Below are 17,951 nucleotides of genomic sequence, written 5' to 3' on the forward strand. Positions count from 1 at the left end.
TGGCTCCAGTGTCGAACTTCTGTTCGAGATGTGCAAGATCACTTTCGAGTGAACGTCGGGTCAGCCCCGCAACGACCGCAGGTGACCCGCCTGCGCCAGCACCCCGTCCACCGCGCCCAGGAACGCCGGGAACCGCTGCGCGAACCGCCGCAGGTCACCGCCCTGCTCCGCCTCGCCGAACCAGTACAGCCCCGGCCGCGTGCCGGCGAACGTGGCCAACCACCGCTCCGTCTCCCCCAGCACCACCGCGTACGGCAACGACCGCGAGAACACCATCTCCCGATCGGACTCCGGGATGTCCTGCGGCGTCGCCGTGTGCAGGTACCCGCGCAACCCCCGCACGTGCTCCAACAAGACGCTGCCGCGCTTGGTCCGCGCGGGCATGGTGCGCGCGCCCACCGCCAACGCCACCCCGGCGACCACGACCACCAGCCCGAACAACGCCGCCCCGCCGGCCAGCGCCAGCACCACCGTCAGCACCGCGCCCAGCACGCCGACACCGACACCGGCCCACCACCACAGGTTGCGCTCGGCGTCCGGCCGGCGCGCGAACCAGTTCTTCGCCACCACGTCCGCGTACAGCGCGTCCCGCACGCGAGACAGGTCGATCCGCCTGCCCCGCAGCTCCGACAGCGACACCGCGTCCACACCGTCGGGCAACAACGCCTCGTACACCGCGCGTTCGTACCCCGAGAGCGCCGGGTCGGCCGGGTTGCGCCGCACGAACCGCCAGTCGTGCCCGTCGACCTCTTCGATCCACACGTAGTTGCGCACCGCGAGGTCCACGATCGTCGCGGTCACGTCGACCACGTCCACGTGCTCGTCCACCACGGTCCCCACCTGGCCGGGCAGCACGCCGTCCGGCGAGGCGAACGCCACCCGCCCGGAACCGTCGGTGACCAGCACGTTCACCGGCCCGACCTCACCGGCCAACGCCCGCGCGTCACGGCCGCGGAGGTACCACAACAACAACCCGCCGCACAGCAGCAGCACCACGAGCCCACCGAGCCCGGCGCCGGTGAGGGGGGTTAACGCGAACGCCGCCGCCAGCCCGGACGACTCCTCCACACGCGCGTTGGCGGGGGCCGCGCCCTCCTGCAACCCGACCGTCACGTCGACCCGCTCGCCGGCGGCCAGGCCGATCTCGGTCACCCGCACGCCGCGCCCGTCGCCCAGGTCCGCGCTGGTGCACGGCTTCGACGTGCCCGGCTCGCCGGCCAGGCAGTTCACCGACCGCGGCACGTCCGGCGTGATCACGGAGGCCTTCACCGAGTCGAGCGGGGTGTCCCAGCCGCTCGCGGGCTGCCAGCTCAGCTCCAGCGTGTCGCCGATCTTGGCGACGGCGCCGACCACGGAGTACTTGACGGTGGACGTGCCCGCCCGGAGCGCGATCCTCAGCTCGTCGTCCGACGCGGTGGCCGTGCCCGCGCCGTCCACGGCCGCGTCGCCGACCTGGAAAACCCGCTCGCGATCGGCGGAGACCGGCACGCGCAGCGGGACGACCCGCGTGGCGGTCGCGCCCTCGGGGACGGTGACCACCTCGGTCACGGTCAGCCTGCCGTCGCGCTCCAGTTTGAGCCGCACGTCCGCGCCGACCGTCCCGGGCAGCCCGGCCGCGTCGCTCGGCTGCGCCGTCGCCGTGCCGGCACCCGCGCACAGCGCGACCGCGCAGATGGCCGCCGCTCCCCAGTTTTTCAACACGGCCGCGGAGAATAGCGGAGTTCCCCTAAGCTCTTGTGCTGATTCGGGCATCCGCGATATGGGGGACCACCAGCGATGACGCAACCACCGCCGCCGGGTGGCTGGCCGCCGCCACGACCGGTTGGGCCGCCGCCGATGCCCGCCCCGCTCCACCACCAACAGCCCCAGCAGTGGCCCGCCCAGCAGCCGCCGCCACCGCAGTCCTGGCCGGGGCAGGCGCCCCCGATGCCGCCGCCGATGACCCCGCGGCACCTGCCGCCCATGGCCCCGCCGCAGCCGCCACCGGTCAACTGGGGCCCACCGCCCGGACCGCCCCCGGGCTGGGGCCCCGCCCCGATGCCGTACCCGCCGCTGCCGCGGCAGAAGAGCAAGGGCCCGCTGGTGGCCGCGCTGGTCGTCGGCTTCCTCGTGCTGGGTGTCGCCACGATCGGCATCGTGGCCGCGAACAGCAGCTCCAAGAAGCCGAGCGATTCGGCCAACGCCGGGTACGACAGCTACACATACACCCCCGAACCCACCACCACCACGACGACCACGACGACGGCGTCCACCACGTCGAGCAGCACGCGGACCACGTCGACCAGCACGCCGAAGGCCGGCCCGAAAGCCGTCATCGCGCTGGGCGACAACCCGATCCACGCGGCGGGCCTCGGCGCGTTCAACATCGGCGGCTGCCCCCTGCCGGCGATGGAGTACTCGCCCGCCGGCCAGGACCGCTTCCTCAGGGCCTCGCTGCCGTGCATCGAGGCGATGTGGAAGCCGTCGTTCGAGCGGGCGAACCTGCCCTACCAGCCGGTCGAGCTGGTGATGGTGACGTCCCAGATCACCAACACGTGCGGCTCCGTGGGCCCGGACCGCACGGCCATGTACTGCGACGGCACCATCTACTGGACGCCGAACCACTACGCGAACGAACAGGGTTCGGCGAACCCCAACCACCCGGGCAAGTACCTGGGCCAGCTCGCGCACGAGTACGGCCACCACGTCCAGTGGCTGTCCGGCATCCTGCGGGCCTCCGGCCAGGCCCAGTACGAGAAGGGCGGCTGGGACACCCCCGAGGGCCTCGACCTGAACCGGCGCAAGGAGCTGCAGGCCACGTGCTTCGGCGGGATGACGCTCGCGCCGCTGTCGCACGGCGCGGTGCCCGCCGACGTCATCTCGGTGGCCCTGACGGACGCGGGGAACCGGGGCGACTACCCGATCTACCCCAACCGGGACCACGGCGCGCCCGAGCGGAACGCCGCGTGGGTCAACCACGGGTTCAAAAACAACGAGACGAGCGCGTGCAACACTTGGGTGGCGAGCGCGGCGGACGTCAGCTGACCCGACTGGAGGACCGTGCACACGCCCGAGGAGACCCCCAAGAACAACCCGATCGTCCTCATCGGCGTGTTCTCGTTGATCGTGTTGTGCGTGTTGGGCCTCGGCGGCATCACGCAGCTCGAGACGTCCCGTCGGATCAACGGCCGTGCGGTGGCCGCGCCGGGCGTGACCGTCGTGCAGTCCACGGAGACGGAGGCCCCTCGGCCGCGTGCCGTGCACCGGCTGGCCGACCACCCGTTGCTCACGGCGCCCGTGCGGCTGCCCGCCGTGACGTGCGCGTTGCCGGGGTTCGGGGTGTCGGACGCGGAGCTGGCGGCGTACTACCAGGCCGGCGTGGTGTGCCTGGACCAGGCGTGGCGGCCGGTGCTGGAGCAGGCGAACCTGCCGTTCGACTCGCCCGCGCTGGACACGTCGCCGGACCTGACCGAAGGGCCGTGCGGCTCGGCGCCCGCGGAGAGCGAGGCGGTCGCGTACTACTGCGGTCGCAACAGGACCATCTACATGCCCACGCGGCGGCTGCGTGACAACGGCGGCGGCGAGCGCGCCGGGTCGCACCTGGCGACGTTGGCGCACGAGTACGGGCACCACGTGCAGGCGTTGACGGGGATGCTGCGGGCGGCGGACACCAAGATCGTCGACGCGGGCGAGAAGACGCCCGCCGGGCTGGAGATGTCGCGCCGGATCGAGCTGCAGGCCAACTGCTTCGCCGGGATGTTCCTGGTGGCGGTGTCCGGGTCGATCGGGACCGGGTTGGCGCAGGAGGCGGCGGAGGACTTCCAGTACGCCGTGGAGGAGCCGCCGGAGAAGAACGCCCACGGCAGTCCCGCCAACCAGTCCGAATGGGCGTCGCAGGGGTACACGACGGGTGTGACGTCGTCGTGCAACACCTATGCGGCGCCGGCACCGGCCGTCGGCTGAGAACGCCTGGTCAGCAGGTAGGCGTAGAGGCCGCCGGCCAGGCCGCTCAGGCACATGAGCAACGTGGTCAGCCTGGCCTCGAACGGCATGCCGACCGGTGTGCTGGCGGCTGCTTGGACGGTGAACTCGGCGCTGGTGTCGGCGGGGACGACGACTTCGACGACCTCGTCCTGCTGGTGGCCGCAGCCGTCGAGCTTGGCGGTGTGCGTCCGGTCACCGATCGTGAGTTCGACCCGGTCGTAGGCCTCCGCGTCACCGCAGGAGGCCGGTGCGACGACGGTGGCGGCGGTCCGCTGGACCTCGGCGGACGTGCGCGGCCACCACAACGCGACCGCTGCCGCGACGGCCGCCAGGCCCACGACCAGCAGCACCAGCGCCCACCTGACCGGGCTTCGCGGAACCGCCACAGCGTGGATGGTCGCAGACGGAGCGGTCGGTTGTCGTGGGGGCGGACGGGCTCCGCCGCCCCCTCAAACATCACCTGATCGTGATCTTGCACACCCTCGAACTCCTGTTCGACACTGGTCCCATGCCCAACACGACGAAACCCACCGAACCCGTTCGACCACGAGCACGTCGCCGGATGCCGCACCGCGCACCGCGACGGGATCTCCGTCCCTGGACCTGGCCGCCGCGCCGGAGAAGTCCCGGGTCCTGGTGGAGCTCTCGAACTCGGTCACCGTCGCGCCTGCGCCGGCCGACGCGGTCACCGTGCCGGGTGCGTGCGCCGTAGCGCCTCCTGAAGCCCTCAGCCAGGCCCGCACGACACCGCCCGCTCACAGGACCGCTCCACCTCGTCGGGAGCCGACACACCGCCCACCCCACGACGAGGCCGGCGCAGCCGCCCCTGAGCCGCCCCCGTCCCTGTCGTCCCTGTCGCTAGTTGTCCCTATCCGTGTCCCCGTCCGTGTCCACATCGGATTCGCATCCCGAGCCGCACCGCTCGCCAACCGCCGCCGACGCGACGTGGCACCGGGATCCACAGACGGCCGGTCTCTCCCGTCCGCGCCCACGTCGGGGGAGGCCGGCCCAGGCCTCCGGCACGTCGCCCACCGCAACCGACCGCTGACCGCCCGGCGCCGGGTGACGGCAGGTGACGGGGCGAGCGCCGGCGAGTGACCGTCGATTGTCCAGGCCTATCGCGGCGTTGCGGCCGTAGTGGGCGACGCGACGCAGAATATGGAGGTGTCGACTGCTGCCAGGGTGCTGGTGATCGAGGACGCGGAGGCGATCGGCGCCGCGGTGAGTTCCGCCTTGCGGGACGCGGGTTACCAGGTGCAGGTCCGGCCGGACGGTCGTGACCTGGAGGGCGACCTGGTCCGGTTCCGGCCGGACCTGGTGGTGCTCGACGTGATGCTGCCCGGTCGGGACGGCTTCATGCTCCTGGAGGTCATCCGGCGGACGTGCGGGGCCGGGGTGGTGATGTTGACCGCCCGGGACGGGGTGACCGACCGGCTGCGCGGGCTCGACCGGGGTGCGGACGACTACGTGGTGAAGCCGTTCGTGCTGGCCGAGCTGGTCGCCCGGGTGAGCGCGGTGCTGCGTCGGCTGGGGCGGACGCCGTCGACCGTGCAGATCGGCGACCTGGTCGTGGACGCCGAGTCGGCGGTGGTGCTGCGGGGTGACGCGTCGATCGAGTTGACCGCCACCGAACTGCGCCTGTTGCGGTACCTGGCCGCGCAGCGCGGGCGGGTGGTGGGCAAGACGCAGATCCTCACCGCCGTGTGGGGTTACGAGGACTACGACCCGAACCTGGTCGAGGTGCACGTCAGCGCCTTGCGCCGGAAGTTGGAGGAGCACGGGCCGCGGTTGCTGCACACCGTGCGAGGGCTGGGCTACGTGCTCAGGGCGGACGAGACGTGAGCTTGCGGACCGTCTCGCTGCGCCGACGGGTCACGTTGTCCGCGATCGGCGTGCTCGGCGTCGTGCTGATCGGGGTCGTGTTGCTGGTGGACGCGCTGTTCGCGGCGCAGTCCAAGCGGGACGTCGACACCGCGCTGCTGGAGAAGGCGCGGGTGGCGCAGCAGCTGGTCAAGCAGCGGGTGCGCGGGGCGGAACTGGTGGACCGGCTGGAAGGCCGGGGCGTGGAGGTCCGGCTGGTCATGCCGGACGGGACGGTGTTCGGGAACGCGCCGGACGAGGAGGTGGCGAACGAAGTCAGTCGGCAGTTGCTCGACGGGTCGAAGATCACGGTGTACGCCGAGTCGTCGGTGATCACGGCGGCGCAGACCAGGCTGCGGCGGTTGTTGCTGCTGGCCGGGGTGAGTGCGCTGGCCGTGACGGCGGGGGCGATGGTGCTCGTGGTCCGGCGGGCGTTGGCGCCGTTGGACGCGATGACCACGCTGGCCCGGTCGATCGCGCGCGGCAACCGCGGGTACCGGCTCAACCCGTCGCGGGCGGACAACGAACTCGGCCGGACGGCCGCCGCGTTCGACGACATGCTGGACTCGTTGGAGGGATCGGAGGAGCGGACGAAACGGTTCGTGGCCGACGCGGCGCACGAGCTGAGGACACCCATCGCGGGCGTGCAGGCGGTAGCGGAAGCCCTGATGCAGACCGCCAGTGCCGAGGAGCGGGAGCGGTTGAACCTGCTGCTCGTGCGCGAGTCGCGGCGGGCGGGGCGGCTGGTCGACGACCTGCTGGCGTTGGCGCGCATCGAGGCCGGCCTCGAACTGCACCGGGAGCGGGTCGACCTGCTCGCCCTGGCCGAGGCCGAGGTGGGGCGGACGCAGTTGCTCGCGCCGGACTTCGACATCGCCGCCGACGGCGAGTCGGCGTTCGTCTCGGGCGACCCACAACGGTTGGCGCAGGTGTTGGCGAACCTGGCCGACAACGCCCGCCAGGCCACCGGCCCGTCGGGTCGGGTGCGGCTGCGCGTGTCCAGGGTGGGGAGCTTCGCGCGGTTGGTCGTGTCCGACAACGGTCCGGGCGTGCCGCCCGAGGACAGGGAACGCATCTTCGACCGGCTGGTGCGGCTGGACGAGGCGAGGGACCAGCGCTCCGGCGGATCGGGCCTCGGGCTGCCGATCGCCCGCGGTGTCGTGCGCGCGCACGGCGGCGAGCTCTCCTGCATCACCCTCGGCAACAACAGCAATGACGGCAACGACAGCCACCACGGCAACGACTCGCGGGAGGCAGAAGTCCACAACCCACACAACCCCCCACTTTCGCCGGATCGATCAGGCCCGAGCCCCAGCCGCCCGCCGGCCGCACACGTGCGGGACGCGGGTATCGCACGGCCCGCGCCGGTCGCGCCGGTGGCTGGTGCCGGCCGCCCCACCACCGACCCGCAGGACAGCGGGCAGCCCGACCCGATCGCCAATCCGCAAGGCCTCCTGGGGCGGGGCGCGGTCGCCGATGCACAGGACGACGTGGCGCGCGGAGCGGTCGCCGATCCAGATGGCCTCGTGCCGTCCGGCGGGGTCGCTCATGTGGGCGGTGCGCGAGGCCCGCGTGGTGAGGGGATCGGGTCGGTTGGGGCCGCGTTCGAGGTGCGGATTCCGTTGGCCGAATGAGGGTGTGGGTGCCCGGTGAGGGTGTGCCGAGGGCTGGCTAGGCGTCCCTCGGCGGGGTGACCTTCTTGACGTAGAGGAGGCGGTCGCCGGCTTCCACCGCGTCGGCTTCCGGGGCGTCCACCCGGTACAGGGTGCCGTCGCGCACCACGCCCAGCACTATGTCCGGCAGGTGGCGCGGCGAGCCGCCGATCTCCGAGGGCTCCACGTCGCGTTCCGCGATCGCCAGGCCCGCGTCCGGGGTCAGCAGGTCCTCCACCATGTCCACCACGGACGGGGTGGCGGTGGCCATGCCCAGCAGCCTGCCCGCGGTCTCGCTGGAGACCACGACCGAGTCCGCGCCGGACTGGCGGAGCAGGTGTTCGTTCTCGCGCTCCCGGACCGAGGCGACGATCTGCGCCTTCGGGGCCAGCTCGCGCGCGGTGAGGGTGACCAGGACGGCGGTGTCGTCGCGGTTCGCGGCGACCACCACGGCACGTGCGCGGGGGACGCCCGCGACCCGCAGGACGTCGTTGCTGGTGCCGGAGCCGTGGACGGTGACGAGACCGATCGCGGACGCGGCGTCCAAGGCCTCCTGGGTGGTGTCGACCACGACGATCGAGCCCGGCTCGGCGCCGTCGCCCATGAGGGCGCTGACGGCGGACCGGCCTTTCGTGCCGTACCCGATGACGACCACGTGGTCCCGCACCTTGGTCCTCCACTTCTGGATGCGCAGCGCCTGCCGCGAACGCTCGGTGAGCACTTCGAGGGTCGTACCGACCAGGACGATCAGGAAGAGCACCCGCAAGGGGGTGATCACCAGGACGTTGACCAGCCGCGCCGACGAACTGGCGGGGGTGATGTCACCGTATCCGGTGGTGGAGAGCGACACCGTCGCGTAGTACACCGAGTCCAGGAAGGACAGTCCGTCCTCGTTGACGTCGCGGTAGCCGTCGCGGTCGAAGTAGACGATCAGCACGGCCGCCATGAGCGCGGTCAGAGCGCCGATCACCCGCTTCATGATCGCGCGGACCGGGCTCTGCACCGTGTCCGGCATCCTGATCACGCCGACGAGCGAGTGGCCGGGCCGGTCGGCCAGCGGTTCGCCCGGGCTGGTGCGGCGGATCATGACAACCTCTCCGGCAGTAGTCGCCACAACCGGGCGGCGGCCTCGGCGCCGCGGAGCAGCAGCGGCACGACGACGCGCTCGTTGGGCGCGTGGATCCGATCATCCGGCAACGTCGCGCCGAGGTACACCACCGGCACGCCGAGCCACCCGTGCAGCAGCGCCGCCGGGCCGGAGCCACCCGTCCGGCTGAACCGCACGGGCTGGTCGAACGCGGCCTGCACGGCGTCGCGCACCGCTCCCACGGCCGGGTGGGAGACGTCCACCGCGTAGGGCGGCGCGCCGTCACCGGACGGGACCACCTCGGCGTGCAGCCCGGCCGGGGTGTGGCGGGCGACGAACTCGCGCAACGCGTCGGCGACCCGTTCCGGCCGCTGGTCGGGCACGAGCCGGAACGACAGCTTCACCGACGCCCGCGCGGGCACGACCGTCTTGAGCCCCGGCCCGGTGTAGCCGCCGTGGATGCCGTTGACCTCGGCGGTGGGACGCACCCAGACTCGTTCGAGGGTCGACCAACCGGGTTCCCCGGCCACTCCTTGGGCGCCGCCGGCGTTCGCCAGCCACTCCGCCTCGTCGAACGGCAGCGCCGCGTAGTCGGCGCGTTCGGCCGCCGTGGGCTCGATCACGTCGGTGTAGAAGCCAGGGAGCCGGACGCGCCCGTCCTCGTCGTGCAGCGCCGCGACGAGCCGCGCGATCGCCGTCGCCGGGTTCGGCACGCTGCCGCCGGCCCGCCCGGAGTGCACCTCGGACGTCCCGCCGGTGAACACGACCTCCGCCCCGTACACCCCGCGCTGGCCGGTGCACACGGTCGGCGCGTCACGCCCGTACAGCGGCGTGTCGGTGAACACCACGAGGTCGCACGCGAGGTCGTCGCGGTGGTCGTCGAGCAGCCGGGTCAGGTGCGGCGAGCCGGACTCCTCCTCCCCCTCCACGAACAGCTTCACCGTCACCGCGGGGTGCTCCGCGCCCGTCGCCGCCAGGTGCGCCCGCATCCCGAGCAGGTGCATCGCGACCTGGCCCTTGTCGTCGCTGGCGCCCCGGCCGAACAGCTCCTCGCCGATCACCGTCGCCTCGAACGGTGGATGGTGCCACTGCTCGACCGGGTCGACCGGCTGCACGTCGTGATGGCCGTAGACCAGCACGGTCGGCGCGTCGGGATCGGCCGCGGGCCGGCAGGCGTACACGGCGGGCAGCGCCGGGCCCTCGTCCCAGACCCGCACGTCGGACCACCCGTCGCGGCGCAGCGCGTCGGCCAGCCAGTGCGCGGAAGCGGCCACGTCGCCGTGGTGCGCCGGGTCGACGCCGATCGACGGGATGGCCAGCCACTCGCGCAGGCCGGTCAGGAAGTCGTCGGCGAACGCCGCCACGGCCGCCCGCTCGGGGGATTCGGGTTTTTCGGGATCACCGCTCACGGTGCGGGAGGATAACCCCGGAAGAACCCTGGGAGCGCCGTTCGCCGGACGACGTGACAGGGTGGTCCCATGGAACCCACTCGTTCCCGTTCCCGGTCGGCGCTCGCGCTGGCCGGGTTGCTCGGCGCCGCGGGTGTCGCGCACTTCGCCAAGCCGAAGCCGTACGACGCGATCGTGCCGCGCGCGCTGCCGGGCAAGCCGCGGACCTGGACGTACCTGTCCGGGGCCGTGGAGTTGGCGTTGGCGGCGGCGGTCGCCGTGCCGCGCACGCGGGGCGTGGGCGGGAAGCTGGCGGCCGGGTTCTTCGCGGCGGTGTTCCCGGCCAACGTCAAGATGGCCTACGACTACCGGACGAAGTCACCCAGGGTGAAGGCCGTCGCCTACGGGCGGTTGCCGTTGCAGGTGCCGCTCATCCTGTGGGCCTTGCGCGTAGGACACTCAACTCCCTGATCACTCTCGGCACTGGGTTCGACACCCAGCGCGGCCGGGGGACTGTCATTGAAACCGCAACCAGTCCTAGGATGCCCGAGTGCAACCGCTCCTCCACCATGCCGCGACGGCGTTGGGTTGGCGCGGCATCGTCGTGCCCGACGTCGCCGTGCTGGGCCATCAGGTGTCAGCCGTCGTGCGGGTTCGTGCCGATGTGCACGAGTGGCGCAGCACGAACGGCTGGCCGCCGCAGGCCGACCCCTCGTGGTTCCGCTCGTGGTTCGAGCCGGCCGCGCACGACCGGCTGCCCGTGCCGGCCGTCGAGCTGGTCGGTGTGCTGGTGGGTGAGTCCACGGTGGACCGCGCGCTGCAGTCGTGCGGGACGTTGATGACGCTCGCGCCGTGCTCGGTGGTGCTCCCGGCGCCGCTGGGCAAGCAGTCGTGGCCGCTGATCGAGCTGGACTACTACGGCATCGGCGTGGTCGCGGTCGACTCGGCGGGCGCGGCCGAGCTGCTGGTGCCGCCGGAGGACCGGTCGACGGAGTTCGGGCCGTCGCTGTTCGGGCGGTGGCTGCTGGAAGTGCTCTACGACCGGGTGCTGAAGGAAGTGCCCGCGCACGCGCGGGTGAACTCCTAAGCCGGGATCGAGCGGATCAGCGCCCGCAGGCCGTCGGCGTCCAGCAGGTCGGCGGGGCGCAGCGTGTGGTCCTGGCGCACGTAGTGGAACGCCGCCCGCACCTTCTCCACCGGCGTCCCGGTCAACGCCGCCCACGCCAGCCGGTAGGCCGCGAGCTGCACCGACAGCGCCGGCAGGCGGTCGGGCTCCGGCACCGCGCCGGTCTTCCAGTCGACCACGGTCCAGCCGCCGTCGTCGTCGGCGAACACCGCGTCCATCCGGCCGCGCACGGACAGGCCGTCGATCTCCGCCTCGAACGGCACCTCGACGTCGTGCGGCACGCGGTCGGCCCACGCGCCGGCCAGGAACGCCTCCTGCAGACGGGTGAGGTCGCTGTCCGGCGCCGCGCCGTCGTCGGCCGCGCCGGGCAGTTCGTCGAGGTCGAACAGGCGGCTCGCGCCGAACCGCTGTTCCAGCCAGGTGTGGAACGCCGTGCCGCGGCGGGCCAGCGGGTTGGGCGGGAACGGCAGCGGTCGGCGCAGCCGGCGGGCGAGCAGGTCCGGGTCGGCCGCGAGCTCGACCAGTTGGCTGACCGAGAGGTGGTCGGGCAGGACGACGCGTTCCCGGCGGTCGGCCGCGGCGGCGCGTTCGGCGAGGAGCACGTCGACGTCCCGGGCCCAGCCGTCCGGGTCGTCCTCGGGCACGTCGGGGTCGCCGAACGTGGAACTCGGGGGTCCTGGGGGTTCGACACGCGGGTCCTGAGCGTTCGACACGCGCGGGTCCGAGTCGGGCGGGTCCGGCGGTGGCTCGTGGTCAGGTTCGGGGGCAGGTTCGGGGGCAGGCTCGAAGTCCGGCTCGTGGTCCGGGGGTTCGGGCAGGTCGAGCAGGTCGGGAGGTAGGTCGTCGGCCGGCGGGTCGGACAGGTCGAGCGGGTCCGGGGGCAGGTCGTCGGCCGGCGGTTCGGGTGGCAGGTCGAGGTCCGGTTCCGACGAGGGCTCGGGGGGCAGGTCGGGGGTCGGCGGCGCGGCGAGGTGGCGGTCCAGGGCGGTCAGGACCAGTTCGGCCCCGTCGGCCACGGCGGCGCGGCGCTTGCCCAGCGGGTCGGTCGGCCACTGGGCCGTCTTCGTCTGCGACGCGAGCGGGTTGGGCTCGTCGTCGGCCGGACGGGCCGCCCAGTGGGCGATGTCGGCGGGCGGGTGGTCGGCGGCCAGCACCGACTCGCGGATCTCGGTCAGGAACGCCGACGGGCCCTTCGGCTTGTCGCCCGTCTCGCCCCACCAGTGCCCCGACACCAGCAGGCTGTGCTCGGACCTGGTCAGCGCCACGTACAGCAGCCGCCGCTCCTCCACCAGCCGCCGCGCGTCGAAGTCGTCCTCGTGCCGGGCCAGCGCCTCCTCCACCTCCTTGCGGTTGGCGTCGGGCGCGATGCGCAGCGTCGGCAGGTCCTCGGCGTCACCGCGCAGGTCGGCGGGCAGCTCAGCCACCGTGCGCAGCCAGCTCGACGACTTCTTCCGACCCGGGAACACGTCCTTCACCACGTGCGGCACGGCGACGATGTGCCACTCCAAGCCCTTCGCCGAGTGCATGGTCAGCACCTGCACCCGGTTCTCGGCCACCTCCACCTCGCCGGGTTCCAAACCGTCCTCGGCCTGCTCGGCGGTGTAGAGGTAGTCGAGCAGCGCGGGCAGGGTGGCCGACGGGCTGGCGGCGGCGAAGTCGTTGACCACGTCGGCGAACGCGTCCAGGTGCGCCCGCCCCACCCCGCCCGGCCGGGCCATCGCCTCGATGTCCAGCAACAACGTGCGCTCGACGTCCGCGACCAGCTCGGGCAGCGGCTGCACCAGCCGCCGGCGCAACGACGACAGCTCCGCGCCCAGCCGCCGGATCCGCCGGTACCCCTCGGCGGAGTACGCGGTCGGGTCGCCCGGGTCGTCCAACGCGTCCGCGAGCCCGGCCTGCTCGGCGTGCTCGCCCGGCAGCGCGTCCGCGATCACGGCCAGCGGGTCGTTCGCCACGGCCTGCCTGCTCGGCGCACCGGCCAGGTCACGTGCGCGCGCCCACAGCGCCGCCAGGTCGTACGCCGCGATCCGCCAGCGCGAGCCGGTGAGCAGCCGGGCGGCGGCGGTGCCGGCCAGCGGGTCGACCAGCACGCGCAGGGCGCTGGTCAGGTCGCGCACCTCCGGCTCGTCCAGCAGCCCGCCGAGACCGACGACCTCGACCGGCAGGCCGCGTTCCCGCAGCGCCGCCGCGATGTTCGCCATGTCCGAACGGCGGCGCACCAGCACGGCGGCGGTCGGCGGCTCGTCGCTGTGGTCCAGGTGCTGCTCCCACTGCGCGGCGACCGTGTCGGCCACCCAGTCCAGCTCCTGCCGCACGTCGTCGAACAACGCCACCCGCACGTCGCCCGGCCCGGCGCCCTCACGGGCGCGCAGCTCGTCCACGTCCAGGCCCATCGCGCGCAGCGGCGCGGACACGGCGTTGGCCAGGGCCAGCACCTCCGGGGGGTTGCGGAAGCTGGTGAGCAGGCCGTACTTCTTCGCGGGCGGGAAGTCCTGCACGAACCGGGGCAGGTTCGCCGCCGACGCGCCGCGCCAGCCGTAGATCGCCTGCGCCGGGTCGCCCACCGACGTCACGGGCATCGGCTCGCCCCGCCCGAACAACGACCGCAGCAGCACGCGTTGCGCGTGACCGGTGTCCTGGTACTCGTCCAGCAGCACGGCGCCGTAGCGCTCCCGCTCGCCCCGCACGACCTCCGGGTGCTCGGACGCGAGCCGGGCCGCCAGGGACATCTGGTCGGCGAAGTCCATCGCCGCCTCACGCCGCTTGCGCGCCTGGTAGGCCTCCAGCAGCGGGATCAGGTTGACCCGCAGCCGCTGGGCGCTCACCACGGCCTTCAGCGACTCCGGCAGGCCGTCGCGCTGCCGTGCCGTCTTGGGCGCGTTCTCGATCACCGCGCACAGCCGCTCGGCGTGCCGCCACAGCGTGACCGGGTCGACCAGGTGCTCGCCCAGCTCGCCCGCCAGCGCGAGCAGGTAGCCGGTGACGGTCGCGGGCACCTTGTCGGTGTCCAGGTCGTCGTTCCACGTCGACACCACGCGGTGCGCGAGCTGCCACGCGGCGGTCTCGGTGAGCAGCCGCACGCCCGGCTCCACGGGCAGCCGCAGGCCGTGCTCGCCCACCAACCGGCCCGCGTACGCGTGGTAGGTCAGGATCACCGGCTCCGTGGTCAGCACCGCGGCCCGCCGCTCACCGCTCGGGTCGAGCCGGTCCAGCAGGGGCGAGCCACCGAGCCGCCGCAGCCGCAGCCGCACCCGGTCCGACAGCTGGCGCGCGGCCTTGCGGGTGAACGTCAGGCCGAGGACCCGGTCGGGGGTGACGAAGCCGTTGGCGACCAGGTACACCACGCGGGCGGCCATCGTCTCCGTCTTGCCGGCGCCGGCCCCGGCCACGACCAGCGCGGGCGCGGTGGGCGCGGCGACGACGGCGGCCTGCTCGGGCGTCGGCTTGGGCAGGCCGAGCGCCTCGGCGACCTCGAACGGGCTCGCGAGCGCCACCGGCTCACCCGCCACCCGTTCGACCCCGCTCGGCACGACCACGTCCCGCATTCTCCGTGGTCGGGCCCGGCCGGCTTCGGCGACCCGCAGGGCGGGGACGAAGTGGCTGGTCAGGACCGCCCTAGTGGCTCACCTGACGACCGGACGAGTGCACCGGGCACGTGGTGCGGGCCGGGCAACGATCACAGTCCGCGTTCTCCGTCGCCTGGTAGGACGGCCCGACGCTGGACCCGGCGGCCAGCTGCACGGCCTCCAGCCACACCCGCACGCCCTGCTCGTCCAGCGGCGCCTGCTCGCGCTCGACGGCGCCGGACTTGCGGTCCTCCTTGGCCACGTAGAGCAGGCGCGCGCCGCCCGGGTCGGTGCCGAGGCCCAGGTGCGTGAAGCCGCCCAGCGCCGTCGCCAGCTGGTAGACGGCGAGCTGCGGGTGCTCCTGCGCCTTGTCCTTGCTCACCGGGGACTTGCCGGTCTTCACGTCCACCACGACCGGCCGCCCGTCCCGGTCGGTCTCCAGCCGGTCGACCCGGCCGCGCACGCGCAGCTTCGGGCCGTCGTCGGGTCTCGGGAGCTCGACGGAGATCTCCTCCTCGACCGCGACCTGGGTGAGCTGGGAGCGGCTGGACGCGAGCCACGCCAGGAACGTGTCGAGCATCCGCTCCACCCGGATCCGCTCGCGGCGGGAGAACCAGGGCGCGCCCGCGTCGACCGCGGCCCACGCCTCGTCCAGCTTGACCCGCAGCTCCTTCTCGTCCGCGCCGGTCGCGGCGGCCTGCGCCAACGCGTGCACGAGCGTGCCGGTGACCGACGCCAGCTCGGCCGGGTCCTGGCCGCCGTGCCGTTCGACGACCCAGCGCAGCGGGCACTTCGCCAGCGTCTCCACCGTGGACGGCGACACGCTCACCGTGTGCTCCTCGGTCCACAGAGGACTTTCCGTGGTGACGTCCGCCAAGCCGTACCAGGAATCCGGGTGCGCGCCCGGCACGCCTTCCGCCGCCAACCGGGCCAGCTGGACGGCCGCGCGCTCCCGGCGTTCGGCCGGCTCGTCGTCGGAGCACACGACCCGCCGCAGCTCGCCGACCAGCTCGGCCAGCACCAGCCCGCGCTCGGGGGTGAACGTCGGCCGCTCCGGCTCCTCGGTGGACAGCTCCTCGATCTCGTCCAGGAACCGCGACGGCTGCTCGTCCTCCCCGCGCACCGCGCTGACCAGCAACGTCCGCCGGGCCCGGCTCGCCGCGACGAGCAGCAGCCGCCGTTCCTCGGCCAGGATCGGCGCGACCGCGGACACCGTCTCCGCCGACACGCCCGCGACCACGTCGACCATGCGCTCCACGCCCAGCAACGACCCGCGCAGCCGCAGGTCGGGCCAGCTGCCCTCCTGCACTCCCGGCACCGCCACGACCGTCCACTCGCGACCGGCGGCGGCGTGCGCGGTCAGCACCGACACCGCTTCGCCGGTGGGCGCGGCGGCGGCCAGCGTGTCGCCGACGATCTCCTGCGCGGCCAGGTAGTCCGCGAAGCCCTCGGCGCCCGAGCCGGGCAGCCGGTCCACGTACTTCGCGGCGGCCTCGAACAGCGCCACGATCGCGTCGAGGTCCCGGTCGGCCTGCATGCCGACGGTGCCGTGCCGCGCGGACTGCGCCACCCAGCGCAGCTCCAGGCCGGTGGTCTGCCACAGCTCCCACAGCACCTGCTCGACGGTCAGGCCGTCGGCGATCCCCTTGCGGGCCTTGCGGAGCAGCCCGGCGACGCGGCGCGCCGGCTGCGCCTCGGCGTCCTCCAGCGCGGCCAGGCGGTCGTCCGACTCGATCACCTCGACCAGCAGTTCGCCGCTCGGCCGGTCACGGCCCGCGGCCAGCTCCAGCCGGCGCAGGCCGCGCCGCAACCGCCGCAGCGCCAACGGGTCCGCGCCGCCGAGCGGTGACGACAGGAGCATCGCGGCGGTGTCCTCGTCGAGGGCCCCGGGCACGGCCGCGCAGCGCAGCAGCGCCAGGAACGGCATCACCGCCGGCTGGCGCGCCAGCGGCAGTTCGTCGCGCGGCACGGCCACCGGGACGCCGGCCGCGAGCAGCGCGCGTTGCAGGACCGGCAGTGACCTGGTCGCCGACCGCGCCACGACGGCCATGTGCGACCACGGGACCTCGTCGATCAGGTGGGCCCGGCGCAGCTGGTCGGCCACCCAGCTCGCCTCCTGCGCGGCGGACGCGAACAGGCGGACCTGGACGTTGCCCGTGCCGTCGGCCGGTGAGACCTCGCGGGTCGGCGACGCGCCGGGCAGGCGTCCGGCGAGCCTGCCCACCGCGGCCCTGATCTCCGGCGCCATCCGGTAGCCCGTGGTGAGCACCACCGCCGGGCCGCCCGCCTCGGACAGCAGCGTCGGGTCGGCGCCGCGGAAGGAGAACACGGCCTGGTCGGGGTCGCCGGCGAGGACGAACTCCTGCGCGGCGCCGCCCAGCACGCGGATGAACTCGTACTGCAACGGGTCGAGGTGCTGCGCGTCGTCGACCAGGAGGTGCCGCACCCGCCGTCGCTCGCCGGCGAGCACGTCCGGCTCGGTCTGGAAGGCGAGCAGCGCGCTGCCGACCAACTCCGCGGCGTCGAACGACGGCGCGTGGCCCTGTCCGCTGCTGGCCAGCAGGTTGACCTGCTCGTACTGGGTGGCGAACAGGCCGGCCGCGACCCACTCCTCGCGGGAGTGCACGCGGCCGAGTTCGGTGAGGTCCTCCGGCGCGAAGCCGCGTTCGGTGGCACGCAGCATCAGGTCGCGCAGCTCGTGCGCGAACGCGGGCAGCGCGAGGGCGGGACGGAGGCGTTCCGGCCACTTCGGGGCGCCCATGCTCACGTCGCCGGCGAGCAGTTCGCGCACCACCGCGTCCTGCTCGGGGCCGGAGAGCAGGCGGGGCGCGGGTTCGCCCTGGTGGACGGCTTGCGCGCGCAGCACCGCGAAGGCGTACGAGTGCACGGTCCTGACCAGCGGTTCCTGCGTGGTCGGCAGGGCGCCGTCGGCGCGGGCGACGGTCAGCAGGCGGGTGATGTGGGCGCGCATCGCCTCGGCCGCGCGCCGGTTGGGGGTGAGGACCAGCACGTTCTCCGGGTGCACGCCGCCGTGCAGCACCCGGTGCGCCACCACCTCGGCCAGCAACGTCGTCTTGCCCGTGCCGGGGCCGCCGAGCAACCGCAGCGGCCCGCCGGCGTGGTCGAACACGGCGCGTGCGGGCGCGTCCCAGTGGCGCCGGGGCTCCTCCTGCCGCACCCGGCGCACCAGCAACGGCGCCCTGTTCACTGCCACCGGAGCATGGAACCACGAACCCCCGACACGACCGGACCACCACGCGAGGTCGCGAACGACCGACTTCCAGGCGACCGAGCCGCCGTCTGCGAAGC

12 protein-coding genes are annotated in these 17,951 nt (G+C 73.6%); 6 read left to right on the forward strand and 6 right to left on the reverse strand.

The annotated features are described in order from the left end of the window. Positions 1-60: 60 nt before the first annotated feature. Positions 61-1,701 carry a DUF2207 domain-containing protein gene (locus tag LNK82_RS13030; protein ID WP_230567223.1) on the reverse strand — a complete coding sequence of 547 codons (1,641 nt, stop codon included), beginning with the start codon at positions 1,699-1,701 and terminating at the stop codon, positions 61-63. A 135-nt stretch (positions 1,702-1,836) separates the two neighbouring features. Between LNK82_RS13030 and LNK82_RS13040 the strand changes: the two genes are divergently transcribed. After that, complete coding sequence (locus tag LNK82_RS13040; protein WP_268996313.1) at positions 1,837-3,024, forward strand: neutral zinc metallopeptidase; 1,188 nt, start codon at positions 1,837-1,839, stop codon at positions 3,022-3,024. A 15-nt stretch (positions 3,025-3,039) separates the two neighbouring features. Continuing rightward, entirely contained in the window at positions 3,040-3,942 is a 903-nt protein-coding gene (locus LNK82_RS13045; RefSeq protein WP_230567224.1) for a neutral zinc metallopeptidase, read from the forward strand. On the opposite strand, the gene LNK82_RS13050 is transcribed toward LNK82_RS13045, so the two are convergent. After that, complete coding sequence (locus LNK82_RS13050; RefSeq protein WP_230567225.1) at positions 3,912-4,349, reverse strand: hypothetical protein; 438 nt, start codon at positions 4,347-4,349, stop codon at positions 3,912-3,914. The two genes, LNK82_RS13045 and LNK82_RS13050, sit on opposite strands and share 31 nt — an antisense overlap. Before the next feature lie 772 nt (positions 4,350-5,121). Between LNK82_RS13050 and LNK82_RS13055 the strand changes: the two genes are divergently transcribed. Both LNK82_RS13055 and LNK82_RS13060 read left to right on the forward strand, forming a co-directional pair. Then, positions 5,122-5,805, forward strand: coding sequence for a response regulator transcription factor (locus LNK82_RS13055; protein ID WP_230567226.1), 684 nt, complete (start codon positions 5,122-5,124; stop codon positions 5,803-5,805). After that, positions 5,802-7,457, forward strand: coding sequence for a sensor histidine kinase (locus LNK82_RS13060; protein WP_230567227.1), 1,656 nt, complete (start codon positions 5,802-5,804; stop codon positions 7,455-7,457). Before LNK82_RS13055 ends, LNK82_RS13060 begins: the two co-directional genes overlap by 4 nt. Before the next feature lie 37 nt (positions 7,458-7,494). Here LNK82_RS13060 and LNK82_RS13065 read toward each other — a convergent pair whose 3' ends face one another. Continuing rightward, complete coding sequence (locus tag LNK82_RS13065; protein WP_230567228.1) at positions 7,495-8,562, reverse strand: potassium channel family protein; 1,068 nt, start codon at positions 8,560-8,562, stop codon at positions 7,495-7,497. Beyond that, positions 8,559-9,971 (reverse strand): M20/M25/M40 family metallo-hydrolase, encoded by a 1,413-nt coding sequence (locus LNK82_RS13070; RefSeq protein ID WP_230567229.1) that lies wholly within the window; start codon positions 9,969-9,971, stop codon positions 8,559-8,561. The genes LNK82_RS13065 and LNK82_RS13070 overlap by 4 nt, the downstream gene beginning before the upstream one ends. Positions 9,972-10,040: 69 nt before the next feature. Here LNK82_RS13070 and LNK82_RS13075 point away from each other — a divergent pair, with 69 nt between their 5' ends. Then, positions 10,041-10,421, forward strand: a complete 381-nt coding sequence (locus tag LNK82_RS13075; protein ID WP_230567230.1) for a DoxX family protein — start codon at positions 10,041-10,043, stop codon at positions 10,419-10,421. 79 nt (positions 10,422-10,500) lie between these two features. Continuing rightward, positions 10,501-11,037, forward strand: a complete 537-nt coding sequence (locus LNK82_RS13080; RefSeq protein WP_230567231.1) for a hypothetical protein — start codon at positions 10,501-10,503, stop codon at positions 11,035-11,037. Here the strand turns inward: LNK82_RS13080 and LNK82_RS13085 are convergent. Both LNK82_RS13085 and LNK82_RS13090 read right to left on the reverse strand, forming a co-directional pair. Further along, positions 11,034-14,621 carry an ATP-dependent helicase gene (locus tag LNK82_RS13085; protein ID WP_372470477.1) on the reverse strand — a complete coding sequence of 1,196 codons (3,588 nt, stop codon included), beginning with the start codon at positions 14,619-14,621 and terminating at the stop codon, positions 11,034-11,036. The genes LNK82_RS13080 and LNK82_RS13085 overlap by 4 nt on opposite strands. Positions 14,622-14,691: 70 nt before the next feature. Then, positions 14,692-17,856 carry an ATP-dependent helicase gene (locus LNK82_RS13090; protein WP_372470478.1) on the reverse strand — a complete coding sequence of 1,055 codons (3,165 nt, stop codon included), beginning with the start codon at positions 17,854-17,856 and terminating at the stop codon, positions 14,692-14,694. Positions 17,857-17,951: the final 95 nt, after the last annotated feature.

Origin of the sequence: Saccharothrix luteola, assembly GCF_020859565.1 — a bacterium.
Taxonomy (GTDB): domain Bacteria; phylum Actinomycetota; class Actinomycetes; order Mycobacteriales; family Pseudonocardiaceae; genus Actinosynnema; species Actinosynnema luteola.